Origin of the sequence: Dongia sp., from assembly GCF_041909655.1 — a bacterium.
In the GTDB taxonomy this organism is placed as follows: Bacteria; Pseudomonadota; Alphaproteobacteria; order Dongiales; family Dongiaceae; genus Dongia.
On record NZ_JAYRDA010000003.1, the window covers coordinates 51,854 to 69,166 of the forward strand.

The following is a 17,313-nucleotide window of genomic DNA, read 5'->3' on the forward strand; positions in this document are numbered from 1 at the left end:
CGACTGCTCGCGGGTTTAAGTCGAGGACACGGATCGGGCGGGGCGATCCGACTAAGGTGATCGCGCAGGTCGGCCAGGGAATGACCATTCGATGATCATCGTCGGCAAGCGCGGCCAGAATTTGATCCCAGAATTTGATCTAAGACAAGATCATCGAGAACAGGTCCGTCAAGATCCGCGAGATCATCAGGCGACCCGTTATGTTGGTGCCGGCCCAGGCTGCTGTAACAGCTGTTGTGAAAGTCTCGGACCATGAGCTTTGTCTTGCAGTTGTTGAACGGCGGCGCCGGCAACCTGGCCGCTTACCTGGCAGCCCATGTGCTGTTGTGTCTGCTGCCGGCGTTTTTCATCGCCGGCGCCATGGCGGCCCTCATCCCCAAGGCCAGCATCACGCGCTGGCTCGGGCGCAACACGCCGGCCCATGTGTCGTATCCGGCTGCCGCCGCGGCGGGTTCTCTGTTGGCAGTTTGTTCCTGCACGATCGTGCCGCTGTTTGCCGGCATCTACCGGAAAGGTGCAGGCATTGGCCCAGCTATCACGTTCCTGTTCTTCGCGCCGGCGGGAAACATCATGGCAATCGCCTACACCGGCAACATTCTGGGTGCGGAGTTCGCCGGTGCCCGGTTTGCGATGTGCCTCTTGTTCGGCATCGGCATCGGCCTGCTGATGGCTCTGCTCTTTCGGCGCGACGACGCGAGCCATGACGCGCGGACCGACACGCTGTTCGCCGATAAGGCAAATATCGACCCCGCCGCCATCGGCTTGCTGCTGTCGCTGGTCGCATTGCTGATCGCCGGCACCCTGCAGCTGTGGCCGCTGACCGCCACTGTCACCACGATCAACCTGCCGCTGCCTTGGGCAGAACATTGGCAGGCCGCGCTGTTCGACTGGGTGCCTTTCGATGCGGCCAAGGGCGAAGAAGGCGTGAGTGTGCAGGGGTCGTTGCTGATCGTGATGCTGGTTCTCATCGGTGCGACGGCATGGATGGGGATCGAGAACATCATTGAGGGGGCCACCGGGTGGACCTGGACGGCCCTGGGCCTCGCCGCCGCCACGCTGGTGGTTGCCGCATTGCGGCTAACCCCGCACGCCAACGGGCTCGAAATAGCCTTCACCGGCCGCGCGCTCGCCGTGGTTCTTGCGCTGGGCGCCATCCTCAGATTCGCCCGACGCTTGAACGCTGATGACTGGTTGGCTTGGTTATGGGAATCCTGGCGATTCGTGAAGCAGATCTTCTTGCTGCTGGTCGTGGGTGTGTTTGCAGTCGGCGTCATTCGCCAGTTGATCCAGCCTGAATGGATCCAGGCTTTGGCCGGCCAAAACAGCCTGCTGGCCAACACGGCGGCTGTCGTCTTCGGCGTGTTCATGTACTTCCCCACCTTGGTGGAAGTGCCGGTGGCTCGCATGTTGCTGGACCTTGGCATGCATCCGGGCCCGCTGCTGGCCTATCTGATGGCAGACCCGGAGCTGAGCCTACAAAGCATGCTGATGGTCGCCGCCGTTATCGGCTGGCGCAAGACCTTTGCATATGTCGGGCTGGTGGCGGTGTTCAGCGTTCTCGCCGGATTGCTGTATGGTGCCTGGGTGGACGGCGTCGATCCGTTCTGGCTCTCGTTCGGCCTAGTCGCCTTTGCGGCCGCGCTTGCACTCGCCTTGGCGTGGCTGCACAGACGCCAGCGGAATGCCATTCAACCCTCGTGAATCAACAAGGGAGAAAGCTGTCATGCTGACCGTCAAGATTCTGGGTTCCGGTTGCGCCAACTGCAAAAAACTCGAAGCGGTGGCGCGCGAGGCTGCGGCCAACGCCGGACTTGAAGCCGAGTTCGTCAAGGTCACCGACATGAAGGCGATCATGGCCTATGACCTGCTTTCCACACCCGGGCTGGTCGTCAACGAAAAGCTGGTTTGCAGCGGTCGTATCCCCACTCTGGCCCAAGTCCAGCAATGGATGGCTGCCTAACGGACCGTTCCCGCGTTCGAACTTGCCTTGATATTGCCGGGCGGGCGGATCAGTAGGGATCGGCGGCCAGAATCTGCTGGAAAGAGGCCGTCACCTGATCACTGGCTGGGGTCGGAAGCGCCATCTGGGGCTTCGCTGCCTCAGCCAAATCGGAGACGGTAAGGGTGGCGGCTTCCTGGGTCGATTTCTGGGTTTGGGTGACCTTGGGGCCATAGGCCGAGACGGTGCCGTACATCTCGATCATCTTTTGCTTGGGACAGGGACAGGCTGCAGCCGGCGCCGCGCTCAATCCGGCTACTGCCAGCGTGGCGCCGATACCCAGAAAGGCAACCTTCCAATCCATCGCCCGCCTGCCCCCTCCATTGCCGTCAATGCGCCATCAGGACCGGGAGGTCCGCCGCATCGATCATATGGCTCGTCACACCGCCCAAGACTAGCTGGCGGAGGCGGCCGTGGCTATAGGCACCCATCACGATGAGCGTCGCCTTGGCATCGCGCGCGGCCTGCAGGAAATGTTCGGCGGTCGCTTTGCCGGCATCGACCGGTGCATCGCCGACCGTGGCGGCGATGCCGTGCCAGGCGAGGAAATGGGTGAGGTCGGTGGCGGGATGTGGGTCCTTCTTCCCTTCCTTGATCGAGAGAACCCGGACCTTGCCCATGGCTTTGAGGAGATCGAGGCCGGCAGTGACCGCGCGGGTGGCTTCGATGCTGCCGTTCCAGGCGACCAGAGCCGGGCCGGTTTCGATCCTGGCCAGCGCATCGGCCGAGATGTCGTTGGGGACCAGCAGAACCGGGCGGCCGGCGCCGAAGAGCACGTCCTCGATCCGCACCGCGATGAGATCGGCGGCTTCATTCTTTTTCGGGCGCGCAAGCACGACGAGATCGGTCAAGCGGCCGAAGCGCGCCAGCAGATCCTCCTCGTTCCCTTTGATGTTGGTGAAGGCGGTGGTGACACCGGGACGCATGGAGGCCTCGGCATCCACCGGCGTCGATGTTGCCGCCTGCCAATCGGTGAACACCTTGGCCGAAGCCTTGGCGCGCTGCGAGGCGTGACGCTCGGCCGCCTCGACCAGTTCCGTGATGGCAACGCCGACATCGACCATCAGCGGCGTCTGTTCCAGAGGATCGGTCTCGACATGAAGGGCGGCGATATGCGCGCCGTGGCGCTTGGCGACGGCCAAGGCCGCGTCCAGCGAAACACGGTCGCCGTCATAGCCGAAGAGCGGAACCAGGATGTGGCGGATGGTCATGTCGTGATCTCCCTTTTTGCGGACTTGATCATTCTATAGCGCAATGGGTTCATATTGCTTGATCCAGATCAAGCGCGCTGCGGTCGCAGCCGGAGGCGTCACAGGAAAGGACGTTCCAACACCAATGATGCGACCTCCGCGTGCCGCATGGCAATGCCCAAAAAGAAACGCGCCGGACAGCTCCTGGAAAGCCATCAGTCCGCGATTTGATTGGAAATGACGATATCGACCTCTTCCAGATTGGCGCAGGCCAGATTCTGGACATCAGCCAGATTGAAATAACAATCGCCGAAGTAGCCGGAGATTTCGACCGGGGAAGGAATTGTCACGGCCAAGCGGCCACCCGGTCGCCATTTGAGGCTGACTGAATCGCCGGGGGAAATGAATGATGGTTCGCCGACGAATCGATGGCTGGATCCGATTGAGGGTGGCGGTCCTTGGCCAATCCACACCGCCGTCACGGTTGCGGAGCTGTTGCCGTGATGATACCGGACAACAGCCGCGTAGGTTTTGTTCGTCGGATCGGGCAGAACACTGAGAACCTTGAAATCATCGAAAGGTGCGTAGCCAGGGCTCCACACCAGAAGCGCACCAATCGCAACACCCAATGTGGCAACTATGCCAGCACAAATCACTGGCCATCGACGGCGTTGTTTCATGACTGGCAACCATTATTCTTGGTGTTCGAGCTGGCATCCTTACAGGCCAATTTGCGGATTGTGTGGCGCCATAAAGAAATGCGCCGAGCGGTGCCCTCGCTCGACGCTTGCAATTTACTCTCTTGTCATCCTCGCGAAAGCGGGGATCCATGGATCGAGTAACCGGATGAATGGATTCCCCGCCGACGCATGTCGGCATTCGCCGAGGGCGCCGGAATGACAAGGGTTATTGGCCTCGATTCAGACACCCACAAGACTGCTGGAAGATCACGCCGCGAGACGGTCAAGTTCCTTGAGGATGGCGTCGCCCATCTGGCTGGTCGAGACCAGCGTGCAGCCCGGCGCCATGATGTCGCCGGTGCGGAAGCCCTGGGAGACCACGTTATTGGCGGCTTTCTCGAGGAGGTCCGCCTCTTCGCCCATGTCGAAGGAATAGCGCAGCATCATTGAGGCGGAGAGCAGGCAGGCCAAGGGATTGGCCTTGCCCTGACCGGCAATGTCGGGCGCCGAGCCATGCACCGGTTCGTAGAGTGCCTTGCGTTTTCCGCCGGCATCGGCGGCGCCGAGGCTGGCCGAGGGCAGCATGCCGAGCGAACCGGTGAGCATCGCCGCGCAATCGGAGAGAAGATCGCCGAAGAGATTGTCGGTGACGATAACGTCGAATTGCTTGGGCTGGCGCACCAGCTGCATCGCGCAATTGTCGGCATACATGTGGGAAAGCTCGACATCCTTGTATTCGGTGTCGCCGAGCTTCTGCACTTCCTCGCGCCACAACACGCCGCTCTCCATCACATTGGCCTTCTCGACCGAGCAGAGCTTGTTGTTGCGCTTGCGCGCGAGTTCGAAGGCCACGCGCGCCACGCGCTGGATCTCGCTGGTCGTGTAGACCTGCGTGTTGATGCCGCGGCGCTCGCCATTGGGCAAAGTCTCGATGCCGCGGGGGCTGCCGAAATAAACACCACCGGTAAGCTCGCGCACGATCATGATGTCGAGGCCCTTGACCAGCTCGGTCTTCAGCGACGAGGCTTCGGCGAGCGCGTCGAAAACCAGCGCAGGCCGGAGATTGGCAAAGAGCGCCATGTCCTTGCGGAGACGCAAGAGGCCGCGTTCCGGCTTCACCGAGAAATCGAGATTGTCCCATTTCGGGCCGCCCACGGCACCGAGCAACACGGCATCGGCGTCGATCGCCTTCTGCATCGTGGCATCGGTCAAGGGCGTACCGTGCTTGTCATAGGCGCAGCCGCCCACGAGATCGTCCTCGGTCTCGAAGCCGGTGTTGCGGCGCTTGTCGAACCAGCCGAGCACGCGCTTCACTTCGCCCATCACTTCGGGGCCGATGCCGTCGCCGGCGAGGATCAGGATCTTCTTGGTGTTGGTGGCCATGTCTTTTCTCTCAGAGAGCTTTGGCAAAAAGCGACACGCCCCGGGAAACGGGGCGTGCGAGGCGCGTAATGGGTTTCAGATCACCACAGCCAGGGCTGGCTGTGCTGGTTCTTCGTTTCGAAGCTGTCGATCGAGGGCTTCTTCTGCAAGGTGAGGCCGATATCGTCGAGGCCGTTCAGCAGGCAATGCTTGCGGAAGGAATCGACGTCGAATTTGACGACGCCGCCATCGGGGCCGCGGATTTCCTGCGCCTCGAGATCGATCGAGACGATGGCATTGGCGCCGCGCTCGGCATCGTCCATCAGCTTGTCGACGTCTTCCTTGGGCAGCTTGATCGGCAGGATGCCGTTCTTGAAACAATTGTTGTAGAAAATGTCGGCGAAAGAGGGCGCGATCACGCAGCGAATGCCGAAATCGAGCAGCGCCCAGGGCGCATGCTCGCGCGACGAGCCGCAGCCGAAATTCTCGCCCGCCACCAGGATCTTCGCCTGGCGGTATTGCGGCTTGTTGAGGACGAAATCGGGGATCTCCTTGCCGTCCTGCGTGTAGCGCATCTCGTCGAAGAGATTCTTGCCAAGGCCGGTGCGCTTGATCGTCTTCAGGAACTGTTTCGGGATGATCATGTCGGTATCGACATTGCGTATCGGCATGGGTGCCGCGATCCCGCTGAGCTTCGTGAACTTTTCCATGATCCGCCAATCTGTTGCGATCCGCCGGCACTGGACCCTGAAAGCTGGGCCGGCCAGAGCGGCGGGTGTTATGTCATGCTGAAAAGACCGATGCAAGCTGGCCCGGCGCAAGGATCTTGCGGGAGGTAAGAACGGTCGTGTCCTTTTGTCATCCCCCGCTTTAGGCGGGGGATCCACGAGTTGCTTCCGTCAGCCGCCTGCAAACTCGTGGATGGCCCGCCTTCGCGGGCCATGACAAGGAAAAGGGCATAGCTTAAAAGGCGCAACAATATTTCAAGCGGCGGCCATGCCGGCCAATTGCTGCCGGCGCCAGGTGAGAAGCGGCTTGGGCGGCGGGGCATGGAACAGCGGCACGCCGTTAGGGATGCGCTCGCGCCGGGCGATGCCGGCAAAACGCTCGATCGCCCAGTAGATGCCGCCATGGGCCACGATGAGGACCGGGCCGGGGCTGGCCAGCGCCTGGTTGAGGCCGTCAAGGGCGCGTTCCATGAAGGCGGAAAAGCCTTCCGCCCCGCTGGGCGTCACGCCGGCCCGCCAGGCATCGTACCAGGCGCCCTTGGGATGGCCTTCGCGGGCGCCGAAACGGCATTCGCGCAGGTTGTCGATCACCCGGATCGGAACATGGAGCCCGGCGGCGATGATCTCGGCGGTCAATTGGGCGCGTTCCAGGGGCGAGGTGCAGATGGTGCCGATGCCGGCCCCGGCGAGAAGGTCGCGGGCGGCGCGAGCCTGGGAGAGGCCGTTCCCGTTGAGCGGCATGTTGACCTGACCCTGGACCAGGCCGATGCGGTTCCATTCGGTCTCGCCATGGCGGAGGAAATAGAAAGTCTGGCGCAGCAATTCCATGTTGATCCCCTTTTGCGTCGGATCGCCGGACCGGCCGTTTTCCGCGAGTCGGAGACGCCCGATCCGATGGCCTGCAAGCTCGCGCCCAATGGTGGCGGAAATGGGGCAAGGTCATGAATTTTCATGGAAAATCGGCGCCTAACAGGCGCGGCTGACAGATAGAAGTCAGATTGGAGAAAGACCCTCAGGCCGCCTGATGGGCGTCCATCAAGAGGCTGTCGTAAAGCGCCAGCATCTGGTGGGTCATGGCATCGCGGTCGGCCCGGACCCGGAGATTATCGATCACCTGGGGCGTCCTGGCCTCGCGCTCGTCGAGGGGCAATGACAGGGCATCGCGGATCGCCCAGCCCAATGCCATGGCATCGCCCGGCGGGGTCACCCAGGCCATGGAGGAACCGTCCAGCATCTCGCGGGCGGCGGGGAAATCGGCCGCCACGACCGGCCGGCCCAACGCCTGGGCCTCGATCAGGATCCGGTTATAGGTCGCCGGTTCCAGATAGGGGGCGACGATGAGATCGGCCAGCATCAGCGCGGCCGGCATGTCGCGGATATCCTCGGCGATCAGGACCCGGTCCTGGAGCTGGTGTTGCGCCGCTTCCCGCTCCAGCTGCTTCCGATAGAAACCGCCATCCGGATCGGGACCCACCAGGATGCAGCGCAGATCGAGATCGCGGTTGAGGGCCAAGGCCTCCAGCAACAGCGAATGTCCCTTCGCGCGCATGAAAGTGGCGGGCAGCATGATGACCGGCTGATCGTCCGGCACGCGCCATTGATTGGCCAACTGCACGACGCGCGGCGCCGTCACCTGGGTGGGATCGAAACGGCTGAGATCGATGCCATAGGGCACCACGTTGAGGCGGGGTCCGAGGGCCGGGATCGCCCGCGCGATCTCGTCCGCCGTCACATGCGAAAGAGTGATGACGAGGTCGGATTCGGCAAAGGCCTGATGGGCGCGCTTGGTCAACTGGCCGACACTGGCCGGGCCGTCATGGAAGGTCGTGACCAGACGGCAGCCGGCCTTTTTCGCCGCGGCGCGGCCGATCACGGCCAAGCTGGCGCTTTGCGCGTGAATGATGTCGATCTTGTTCTCGATGGCGAAGCGCGCCACGCGGCGGCCGACATTGAAGGTGGTGACCGGATTGCGGCTGGCGAGTTTCATCTCGACGGCGCGCGCGCCGACGCGGCTCATCTCATGGGTCGAGGCCAGCGCCTGTTCAAAACCGATATAGGCATGACCGCCCGCCGTTTGCACGGCGCCAGCATATTCCAGCGCCAGACGCGATGCGCCGCCGGCATCGAAGTTGGGCACCAGCTGCAATACGCTTGGCGCCTTTCGATCGAAGGCCGTGGTGGTGTAAGTAGGAAGTGCGGAAACGGTGTCGATTGACATCTCTGATCCGGGAGAGCCTTGCCTATGCCGTCAAAAAATAACCGACAGACCGCCAGAGCAAAATTGCCAGACCGAGAGATTGGCGACCGGCTGGCACCTGACCTGCTCCCATTATCAGTGAGTGACGGACATTTGCAAGCCGAACCGCCGGTGGGCACCAGCGATTCCATCGTTACCAGTGCAACAACGTCACTGCGCCTGGAGCTGGATGACGGCCGCCAAATCGCCTATCACCGTCATCCGCGCGCCGCCAACGACCTGACAGCGCACGGAAATCAGGAGAAGCAAACAGGTTTACCAGGAATCGTCTTCCTCGGTGGTTTCGCCTCGGACATGAGCGGGAGCAAGGCGATGGCGCTCGACGCTTATTGCGCCGCAACCGGCCGCGCCTTCCTGCGATTCGATTACACCGGCCACGGCCAATCCTCTGGCCAGTTCACCGACGGCACCATTAGCAAATGGCGCGACGATGTCCTGGCGGTGATCGATCACCTGACCGAGGGCCCGCAGATTCTGATCGGTTCCTCGATGGGCGGCTGGCTCATGCTGCTATGTACGCTGCTGCGGCCGCAGCGGATCGGTGCCTTGATCGGTCTCGCCGCGGCACCCGATTTCACCGAGGAATTGATGTGGGGGCAGATGGACGCAAACATGCGCGCCAGATTGCTGGCCGAGGGCCGCATCGAAGAACCATCGGCCTATAGCGATCAACCTTACGTGATCACGCGCGCCCTCATCGAAGACGGCCGCAAACATCTTCTGCTGGGGCAGGATATCGGCATCGATCTGCCAGTCCGCCTGTTGCACGGTCAGGCCGATGAGGACGTGCCCTTCGCCGTTTCACTGCGTCTGGCCGAACGTCTCATCAGCGAGGATGTCGTCGTCACACTGATCAAGGACGGCAATCACCGCCTGTCGCGGCCGCAGGATATCGAGCGCCTGATCGCGACGATCGAGGAGCTTTCCTAAAAGCCGGCTCCGAGAATCGCCTGAAGGCCTCGGCGGTAATCCGGAAAGGCCAGAGTCACACCCAGTTCCCGCTTGATGCGGTCGTTGCGGCAGCGTTTGTTGTCGTCATAGAAGCTGCGCGCCATGGGCGAGAGATCGGCTTGGTCATAGGGCACTTCCGGCGGCGGCGTGACACCCAGAAGATCGCAGGCATAGCTCACCACATCGGCGGGCGGCGCCGGATCGTCGTCGCAGACATTATAGGCCGCTCCCGGATTGGGCCGCGCCATCGAGGCCAGCAAGACGCGCGCGATGTCGTCGACATGAATGCGGCTGAAAACCTGGCCCGGCTTCACCACGCGGCGCGCGCGGCCGGCGCGCACGGTATCGAGGGCCGAGGAGCCGGGTCCGTAGATGCCGGCCAAGCGAAAAAGATGGGCGGGCTGCGCCCGGGCCAGCCAGGCGCGTTCCGCGAGGAGCCGGCGCATGCCGCGCTCGCCGCTGGGCGAGAGCGCGCTCGATTCATCCACCCAATCGCCACCGCGATCGCCATAGACCCCGGTGGTCGAGAGATAGCCGATCCAGGCGAGATGCGGGCTGGCGCGGTCGATCTCGGCACCATGGAGATCGATCACCGGATCGCCGGCCGCATCGGGCGGTACCGAGGACAGAAGATGCGTCGCCGCGGCAAGGTGCCGCGCCAGATCCGTCACCGGATGATCGCGGTCGAAAATCTCGGCCGTGATGCTGGCTTCGCGCAGGGCCGTTTGTTTTTCCGCCGAGCGGCAGGTGCCGCTCACGCGCCAGCCCATGGCTAGCAGCCGGTCGGCAAGGTGCCGCGCGGAATAGCCGAGGCCAAAGCAGAAGAGATGCCCGGGTTGAGACGTCCTTGCCAGATCGATCATGCCGCTTGCAAATCCCCGCCGCGCGTTTCATCAAAGGGCCACAATTCAAGGTCATCTAGGCCATAAATGTCGGACACGGAAACATCAACCATGCGGTCTCTCCGCCTTTTCCCGAAAATGGGGCTTTTCCTGGCGGCCAATGCGCTGTTAGCCGGGGCGCTGTTGGCCGGAATCATGCCTGCGCTGGCGCAGGAGACGCTTACCCAGGCTGAGCACGAGCAGCAATATGACGCCTGCATGGTACTCGTACAACGAGACCCCGCCAGCGCGCTGGAAAGTGCCATCGAGTGGGAAAAACAGGACGGAGGAGATGCGGCAAAGCATTGTCAGGCACGCGCACTTGTGGGCTTGCAGCGTTTTGAGGACGCGGCACTCTTGCTGGAGCGGATCGCCCAGACCCTGCCGCAGGTAAAGGCGGGAACCGCGTCGGAAGTCTTCGCGCAGGCGGGCTATGCCTGGCGCCTCGCCGGCAAGAATCAGCTTGCCCTCCATGACTTCAACGAAGGGCTGAAGCTCAATCCGCAGAATGCCGAATTGCTGGTGGATCGCGCCAATCTTTATGGCGAAAACGGCATGTTCTTCGAGGCGCTCGACGATCTCAACGCGGCGGTCGACCTGGCGCCCGACCGGCCGGATATCTATGTCTTCCGCGCCTCGACCTATATCGACATGGAAGAGCTCGAGCTTGCCAACGACAATCTCGAAAAGGCCCTGAGCCTGGCGCCGGATTTCCCGGAAGCCCTGCTGCAAAGGGGCCGCCTGCGCGCCCTTGAAGGGAATGCCGATGCCGCGCGCCAGGATTTGATGCAGATCCTGGAAATCGCCCCGCGCAGCGCCGCTGCCGAGGCCGCGCAACGGCAGCTGGAAAAACTGGATATCAAGCCGGAATAGGCTGCTCAGAAATCGAGATCGGCATAATGGGGCGGCGGCTGGGTGCCGGGCCAGGTATCGGCCAGGATGGCGCGGAAAGAGGGACGCGACTTCACGCGCGCATACCAGTTCTTGGCATCCCCATGGGATTCCCAATCCACATCGCCCAGATAATCGATCACCGAAAGCTGTGCCGCGGCGGCGATATCGGCGAGGCTGAAGGAATTCCCACCGAGCCAGTTGCGCCGTTCCGTCAGCCAGGAAATGTAGTCGAGATGGATCTTGATATTGGCCTTGCCGGCGCGGATCGCCCCTGAATCCGGCCCGCCCTGACCATAAAGGCGCCGCAGCAGTTTTTCGTGCAGCAGATTGCGCGTGACCTCGCGCTCGAACTTGTCGTCGAACCAGGCAACGAGGCGCCGGGTTTCCGCCCGCGCCGCCGGATCGGCCCCCAACAGGGGGTTTTCGGCATAGGCTTCTTCCAGATATTCGCCGATGGCGTAGCAGCCGGCCACGATGAGCCCGCCCTCTTCCGCCAGCACAGGCGTTTCCCCGGCGGGATTGAGGCGCAGCAGGCCATCGCGCCGTTCCCATGGCTTTTCCGCCACGAGCTCGGCATCGAGTTTCTTCTCGCGCAGCTGGATGCGTATGCGCCGCGATTGCGGCTGCAAGGAAAAGTGATGGAGCGTCCGCATCTTATCCCCGATTCGGCGGCGGAGACTATCACTGGCGGGCGGCCTCGGCTAGGCTCCAGCGCAGCAACAATTCCGTGATTCATATCCTGCCGGAGATCGCCCTCCATGCGCGCTGCCTTTTACGAAAAATTGGGACCCGCAAGCGACGTTCTGCAAGTGGGCGCGTTGCCCGATCCGGTGCCGGCGGCGGGCGAGGTCCGCGTCAAGATCATGGCCTCGGGCGTCAACCCGTCCGACGTCAAGATGCGCCTGGGAACCGGCAGTGCCACCAACGAATTTCCCCGCATCATTCCGCATAGCGACGGCGCTGGTATCATCGAGGCGGTGGGCGAAGGTGTCCCCCCGGCCCGCATCGGCGAACGGGTCTGGATCTGGAACGCCCGCTGGAAGCGCGCCTTCGGCACGGCGGCGGAATTCGTCACCTTGCCGGCACACCAGGCCGTGCCCCTGCCCGACAACACCGATTTCAAAGCCGGCGCCTGTCTCGGCATCCCCGCACTCACCGCCTGGCAGGCAGTCGAGACCGATGGTGGCATCGAAGCGGGCCAATGGGTGCTGGTGGCCGGCGGGGCGGGGGCTGTCGGCCATTATGCCGTGCAGATGGCCAAGGCCAAGGGTGCCCGCGTCATCACCACGGTGAGTGGCGCCGAAAAAGCCGCCCATGCGCGCAGGGCCGGCGCCGATCTCGTGATCGACCGGCGGGCGGAGGATGTCGTTGCGGCGGTGCGTTCCGCCACCGGCGGCGCCGGTGTCGCGCGCGTCATCGAAGTGGATTTCGCCGGCAATATCGCCTGGCTGCCGCAGGTCGTTGCGGATTATGGTCTTATCGTGATCTATGGCTCCAGCCAGCGCGAGGCACCGGTCAGTTTCGGCGCCTCGATCCTGGGCAATATCGGCTACCGCTTCTTCATCGTCTACAATCAGCCGGTGGCCTTGCGCGCCCGCGCCATTGCGGCGCTCAATGCGCAATTGCAGGCCGGCAAGCTGCAGCACACCATCGCCGCCACCTATACATTGGACCAGATCGCGGCGGCGCATGAGACGGTGGAAGCCGGCCGGCAGATCGGCAATGTCGTCGTGACCCTGCCTTAAGGAAAAAGCAGATGGCCATCAAGCAAGGCGAGGCGACGTCGTTCATCACACCCTACCGAGTCAATTCCGGGCGCAATTTCCGCATCGCCGATTTTCCCACACGCGATCCGCGCGCGGCGAAGCTCGACAAGGAGCGCGCCGAGGATTTGCTGCAGCAGGGGCGCAAGCGCCTCGCCGCCTTGCAGGAACGGCTGCATGCGGAATCGAGCTGGTCGCTGCTGCTGATCTTTCAGGGCATGGATGCCGCGGGCAAGGACGGCGCCATCAAGAACGTGATGTCGGGTGTCGATCCGCAGGGCGTCGACGTGACCTCGTTCAAGGCACCTGCCGGCATTGAGCTGGAACACGATTTTCTGTGGCGCTGCAATCTCGCTTTGCCGCGGCGCGGCCGCATCGGCATCTTCAACCGCTCGTATTACGAAGAGGTCGTCGCGGTGCGGGTCTATCCGCATTATCTCGCCGCGCAGCGTCTGCCCAAGGCCTGCCAGAAATCCAGCATCTGGCGCGACCGGCTGCGCGCGATCGCGGATCACGAGCGGCATCTCTCGGAAAACGGCACGATCATCCGCAAGATCTTCCTCAACATCTCGCGCGAGGAACAGAAAGAGCGGCTTCTCGCCCGCATCGACGACCCGGACAAGATGTGGAAATTCTCGCCCGACGATCTGCGGGACCGGCAGCGCTGGCCGGATTTCATGGCGGCCTATCAGAACGCGATCCAGGCCACGGCGAGCAAACAATCGCCGTGGTTCGTGGTGCCGGCCGACAGCAAGCCCTTCGCCCGGCTGGTGGTGGCGGGAATCGCCATCGATGCCCTGGAGAACATGCAGCTGGCCTTTCCCACCGTCGGTGCCGACAAGGCCAAGGCGGCCCACGAAGCGGCGCGGCAATTGGCCGCCGAATCCAGCGCCGCGCCACGGCGCACAATGCGAAAAAAGATAATTCGGGCGAAAAAATGATCCGGAAGGGCTGTCGGACCGTAAGGTGAGTCGATGCGCGGACTGATCTCCAGGACCTGGCAATGGTCGTTCAAGAATCCGCCGGCGGCGATCTGGCCGATCCTGGCGGACACGGCGCGGTTCAACGAAGCGGGCGGCCTGCCGCGCCACGAGATCACCGAAATCGCAGGACCGGACGGCGTTGTCAGCTATTACGGCAGAGCCAAGGTCGGGATCTTCGAGCTGCGCTGGCAGGACCAGCCAGTCAATTGGGTGAGCGACCAGTTCCTGGAGCATAACCGCGCCTTCACCAGCGGGCCGCTGAGTTATCTCGGCGCGCGTCTCGCCCTTGCGCTCGATGCCGCCGGCGTTGGATCCACCGCCACCTATACGCTCTCCGCCGCGCCGCGCAACTGGCTGGGCCGCCTGGCGCTCGCCACCAAATTCTTCACCGCTGCCGGCACCACCTTTGAGCGCCTCGCCAGGGAGGCGGATGATTTTGCGAGCGGTGCACGCGACACGCCCTTCACCTATGACGCGCCGGCACCCAGCAACGAGACGCGCATACGGGTGACACGCCTCGTCGCCGAGATCGAGGCGACACCGAACGGCCATGGCCTTGCCGCGCGCCTTGCCGATCTTGTCCTGACGGCACAGGAGGTGGATCTGTGGCATGTCCGCCCGCTGGCGCTGGCGCGTCAATGGAAGGTGCCCGAACGGCATGCGATCGAGCTTTGCCTGCAGGCGGTGAAGGCGGGATTGCTGGAACTGCGCTGGGACCTGCTGTGCCCGCGCTGCCGCGTTTCCAAGGCCTGGTCCGGGAGCCTCGACCGCCTGCCGACAGGGGCGCATTGCGGATCCTGCAACATTGCCTATGACCGCGATTTCGCCCGCAACGTGGAAGCAGGCTTCCGACCCGCCGCCGCGATCCGGCCGCTGGAGAGCGGTGAATATTGCATGTGGGGACCGATGTCGGTGCCGCATGTGAAAGCACAGATCCATCTGGAGCCCGGCGAACGCCGCGCGTTGCCAGGCACCCTTCCGCCCGGCCCCTATCGCCTGCGGACCTTGGAGCCCGGCGATGCGGTTGATGTCGAGTATGACGGCGGGGTTTTTCCCGCGCTCGTCATCGCAGGCGAAGACATCTGCGTCGGGGACAATAGTACTGCGGACAACCTTGCCTTCGAAAACCAATCGCCCCGCGCGCGTGTCGCCATCATCGAAAGCCGGCATTGGGTGGCAGATTGCTTGACCGCCGACCGCGTCACCGCCCTGCAGACTTTCCGCGATCTTTTTTCGGACGACGTGTTGCGTCCCGGCGACGAAGTGGCGATCGGCCGGATTACCTTGCTGTTCTCCGATCTCAAGGCCTCGACCGCGCTCTATGAGCAAATCGGCGATGCGGCGGCCTATCATCTGGTACGCGCGCATTTCGCCTTCATGGCCGAGATCATCCGCAATCATGACGGCGCCATCGTGAAGACGATCGGCGACGCGGTGATGGCGGCCTTCGCGCGACCGGAAGACGGCCTGCTGGCCGCGCTCGAGATCCAGCGTAGCATCGCGGATTGGAATGCGCGGAACCGCGGCGGCGACGCCATGCCCATCGTCATCAAGCTGGGCTTGCATCAGGGTGCGAGCATCGCGGTGACGCTCAACGACCGGCTGGATTATTTCGGCTCGACCGTCAATCTGGCGGCCCGGCTTCAAGGGCAGAGCGGTGGCGGCGAGATCGTGCTTTCGCGCGAGATCGCGGAAGACCCGGCCTTGGCGCCGCACCTTGCCGGCCTGGAATTGCGACACGACCGGGCGGTGCTCAAGGGCTTCGACCTCGCCACCGATTTTTATCGCCTGCAGGTTTGACCAGCGAGTTTGACCCAGGGGTTGGACTGGCCGCGCCGGGTGAGTCGGCGCTGGATTACACCCCAGTATAGGATAATCTTCCCTGCTGTCTTGACGAATCCGCCATTTCTCGGCGAAGTGCGGCCATGGCGGCGATGAACGACAAAATCGGATTGGCGGAGCGGGTAGCGCATTACGAAGCGCTGTCGCAACGCGCCCAGGGCTCCAACGTCAATGAAAAGACGTTACTGGCCACGGATTATCTCAACCACGTCAATGAAATCGTCATGCTGCTGGAACTGGTGCCCGACGCGCCGGAATGCCTGGAGGATTGCCGCGCCTGGCAGCCGCTTTCCTATGTCGATCATTTTCGGCAATCCGGCATCGCCGACCGCGATCTCGCGATCGAGGCCTATCCCTGGTCACCGCCGCAATACAAGGGACCCTTCGATCAGCTCGTCTCGGAGATGAATCGCCTGGTCGATATTTCGGTGGCGCGCCTCGCCCTCCTGCTGGAAGGGGGCAATGAAGAGCAGATCCGCCTGGTCGCCACGCGCGCCTCGCAGAATTTGCAGGATCTCATCGGCCAGGCCTCGGCCGTCATCCATGGCGACCGCAATGTCATCGACCAGGCCAAGATCGACGAATTGATGCAGCTTTAAGCGGCGCCTGCCACCTTGATGGCCCGCCGCGCCGACCCACATCTCTAGTCTGAAGAGAGGGAGGACGGCATCGTGGACATCCAGGCGGGCAGAATTCGACAGGGTCCGATCGCGGCGATTGCTGCTTTTCTTGCATTTGCGCTGGCACTGCCGGCCAGCGCGGCACCTGCTTTCGACGTCAACCCGCTGTCACAAGGCCTGGAACATCCCTGGTCGATCGCGCTTGGCCCCGATGGTCAGCTCTGGGTCACCGAACGGCCGGGACGCCTGCAGCGCATCGATCCCGAGAGCGGCGAGAAGACCCGGATTTCTGGCCTTCCAGATATACGCGCCCGCGCTGAATCCGGCCTGATGGGCCTCGCTCTCGATCCCGATTTCGCCGGCAATGGCGCACTCTATCTCTGCTACTCCACCGGCTCGATGCTCAATCCCGGCAACCGCCTGTCGCGCTTCACGGTGAATGGCGATGAGGTCGGCGATGAAAAAATCCTGATCGACGATATGCCGGGCGCCATGTGGCACAATGGCTGCCGCGTCGAGATATCGCCTGATGGATTTCTCTTTGCGAGCATGGGCGATGCGACCGAGGCGGATGAGGCGCAGAACCCGCGCGCATTGGCCGGCAAGATCTTTCGCCTCAACCGTGACGGCTCGATTCCCGCCGACAATCCCGATCCCACATCGCCGGTCTGGAGCATTGGCCACCGCAACCCGCAGGGCCTCGCCTTCCGCCCGGGAGATGGATCGCTGTGGTCGACCGAGCATGGCCCCGACACGCAGGACGAACTCAACAAAATTGAGAAAGGCGGCAATTACGGCTGGCCGCGCTGCCGCGGCATAAATGCCTGCGGCAATCTTCCGAGTTATCACCCGGCCGCCGCCGAGTTTACCCGCGACGGCACCATCGCGATTTCGGATTTGATCTTTTATAAGGGCGCCGCCTTCCCCGAATGGCAAGACGACATTCTCTTTGTCGCCCTCAAGACCGGGCGCCTTTACCGCGTCCAGCTCGACGGCGACAAGGTAACCAGCCACGAAATCCTGATCGACGATTCCTTCGGCCGCCTCCGCGATATCGCCGAAGCCCCCGACGGCAGCCTTTATCTCGCCACCGATAATGGCGAGGACCAGATCCTGCATTTGGTGCCGAAATAGGGCTGCGCTGGACTTGTCCCTATTTCCTC

At 63.0% G+C, this 17,313-nt stretch carries 18 protein-coding genes; 9 read left to right on the forward strand and 9 right to left on the reverse strand.

The annotated features are described in order from the left end of the window. Positions 1–252 precede the first annotated feature (252 nt). Both ACE3PR_RS06460 and ACE3PR_RS06465 read left to right on the forward strand, forming a co-directional pair. Positions 253–1,701, forward strand: coding sequence for a permease (locus ACE3PR_RS06460; RefSeq protein ID WP_374369436.1), 1,449 nt, complete (start codon positions 253–255; stop codon positions 1,699–1,701). 22 nt (positions 1,702–1,723) lie between these two features. Beyond that, positions 1,724–1,960, forward strand: a complete 237-nt coding sequence (locus tag ACE3PR_RS06465; RefSeq protein ID WP_374369438.1) for a thioredoxin family protein — start codon at positions 1,724–1,726, stop codon at positions 1,958–1,960. A gap of 49 nt (positions 1,961–2,009) precedes the next feature. Here ACE3PR_RS06465 and ACE3PR_RS06470 read toward each other — a convergent pair whose 3' ends face one another. From ACE3PR_RS06470 to ACE3PR_RS06500, 7 genes are all read right to left on the reverse strand, one after another. Next, complete coding sequence (locus ACE3PR_RS06470) at positions 2,010–2,303, reverse strand: hypothetical protein (protein ID WP_374369440.1); 294 nt, start codon at positions 2,301–2,303, stop codon at positions 2,010–2,012. 25 nt (positions 2,304–2,328) lie between these two features. After that, positions 2,329–3,210: a universal stress protein gene (locus tag ACE3PR_RS06475; protein WP_374369442.1), complete on the reverse strand. Its 882-nt coding sequence runs from the start codon at positions 3,208–3,210 to the stop codon at positions 2,329–2,331. Between the two features lie 194 nt (positions 3,211–3,404). Next, the gene (locus tag ACE3PR_RS06480; protein ID WP_374369444.1) at positions 3,405–3,869 is read right to left on the reverse strand and encodes a hypothetical protein; all 465 of its coding nucleotides are present in this window, start codon (positions 3,867–3,869) and stop codon (positions 3,405–3,407) included. Between the two features lie 267 nt (positions 3,870–4,136). Beyond that, positions 4,137–5,252 carry a 3-isopropylmalate dehydrogenase gene (gene leuB / locus ACE3PR_RS06485; RefSeq protein WP_374369446.1) on the reverse strand — a complete coding sequence of 372 codons (1,116 nt, stop codon included), beginning with the start codon at positions 5,250–5,252 and terminating at the stop codon, positions 4,137–4,139. Positions 5,253–5,332: 80 nt separating this feature from the next. Then, positions 5,333–5,941 carry a 3-isopropylmalate dehydratase small subunit gene (leuD, locus tag ACE3PR_RS06490; RefSeq protein ID WP_374369448.1) on the reverse strand — a complete coding sequence of 203 codons (609 nt, stop codon included), beginning with the start codon at positions 5,939–5,941 and terminating at the stop codon, positions 5,333–5,335. Between the two features lie 273 nt (positions 5,942–6,214). Then, complete coding sequence (locus tag ACE3PR_RS06495; protein WP_374369450.1) at positions 6,215–6,787, reverse strand: histidine phosphatase family protein; 573 nt, start codon at positions 6,785–6,787, stop codon at positions 6,215–6,217. 184 nt (positions 6,788–6,971) lie between these two features. Continuing rightward, complete coding sequence (locus tag ACE3PR_RS06500; protein ID WP_374369452.1) at positions 6,972–8,177, reverse strand: glycosyltransferase; 1,206 nt, start codon at positions 8,175–8,177, stop codon at positions 6,972–6,974. A 132-nt stretch (positions 8,178–8,309) separates the two neighbouring features. Here ACE3PR_RS06500 and ACE3PR_RS06505 point away from each other — a divergent pair, with 132 nt between their 5' ends. Further along, positions 8,310–9,146, forward strand: coding sequence for an alpha/beta hydrolase family protein (locus ACE3PR_RS06505; RefSeq protein ID WP_374369454.1), 837 nt, complete (start codon positions 8,310–8,312; stop codon positions 9,144–9,146). On the opposite strand, the gene ACE3PR_RS06510 is transcribed toward ACE3PR_RS06505, so the two are convergent. Next, positions 9,143–10,030 carry an SDR family oxidoreductase gene (locus ACE3PR_RS06510; protein WP_374369456.1) on the reverse strand — a complete coding sequence of 296 codons (888 nt, stop codon included), beginning with the start codon at positions 10,028–10,030 and terminating at the stop codon, positions 9,143–9,145. The two genes, ACE3PR_RS06505 and ACE3PR_RS06510, sit on opposite strands and share 4 nt — an antisense overlap. Before the next feature lie 90 nt (positions 10,031–10,120). Here ACE3PR_RS06510 and ACE3PR_RS06515 point away from each other — a divergent pair, with 90 nt between their 5' ends. Further along, complete coding sequence (locus tag ACE3PR_RS06515; RefSeq protein ID WP_374369458.1) at positions 10,121–10,921, forward strand: hypothetical protein; 801 nt, start codon at positions 10,121–10,123, stop codon at positions 10,919–10,921. A 5-nt stretch (positions 10,922–10,926) separates the two neighbouring features. Here the strand turns inward: ACE3PR_RS06515 and ACE3PR_RS06520 are convergent, their stop codons facing one another. Further along, a complete protein-coding gene (locus tag ACE3PR_RS06520; protein ID WP_374369460.1) occupies positions 10,927–11,595 on the reverse strand; it encodes a glutathione S-transferase family protein in 669 nt (222 codons plus the stop codon). A 105-nt stretch (positions 11,596–11,700) separates the two neighbouring features. On the opposite strand from ACE3PR_RS06520, the gene ACE3PR_RS06525 reads away from it, so the two are divergent. From ACE3PR_RS06525 to ACE3PR_RS06545, 5 genes are all read left to right on the forward strand, one after another. Next, entirely contained in the window at positions 11,701–12,687 is a 987-nt protein-coding gene (locus tag ACE3PR_RS06525; protein WP_374369462.1) for an NADPH:quinone reductase, read from the forward strand. Between the two features lie 11 nt (positions 12,688–12,698). Further along, positions 12,699–13,646, forward strand: coding sequence for a polyphosphate kinase 2 family protein (locus ACE3PR_RS06530; RefSeq protein ID WP_374369464.1), 948 nt, complete (start codon positions 12,699–12,701; stop codon positions 13,644–13,646). 33 nt (positions 13,647–13,679) lie between these two features. Beyond that, complete coding sequence (locus ACE3PR_RS06535) at positions 13,680–15,488, forward strand: adenylate/guanylate cyclase domain-containing protein (protein ID WP_374369466.1); 1,809 nt, start codon at positions 13,680–13,682, stop codon at positions 15,486–15,488. A gap of 125 nt (positions 15,489–15,613) precedes the next feature. After that, positions 15,614–16,129: a hypothetical protein gene (locus ACE3PR_RS06540; protein ID WP_374369468.1), complete on the forward strand. Its 516-nt coding sequence runs from the start codon at positions 15,614–15,616 to the stop codon at positions 16,127–16,129. Positions 16,130–16,201: 72 nt separating this feature from the next. Beyond that, positions 16,202–17,284, forward strand: coding sequence for a sorbosone dehydrogenase family protein (locus ACE3PR_RS06545; RefSeq protein WP_374369470.1), 1,083 nt, complete (start codon positions 16,202–16,204; stop codon positions 17,282–17,284). Positions 17,285–17,313 lie beyond the last annotated feature (29 nt).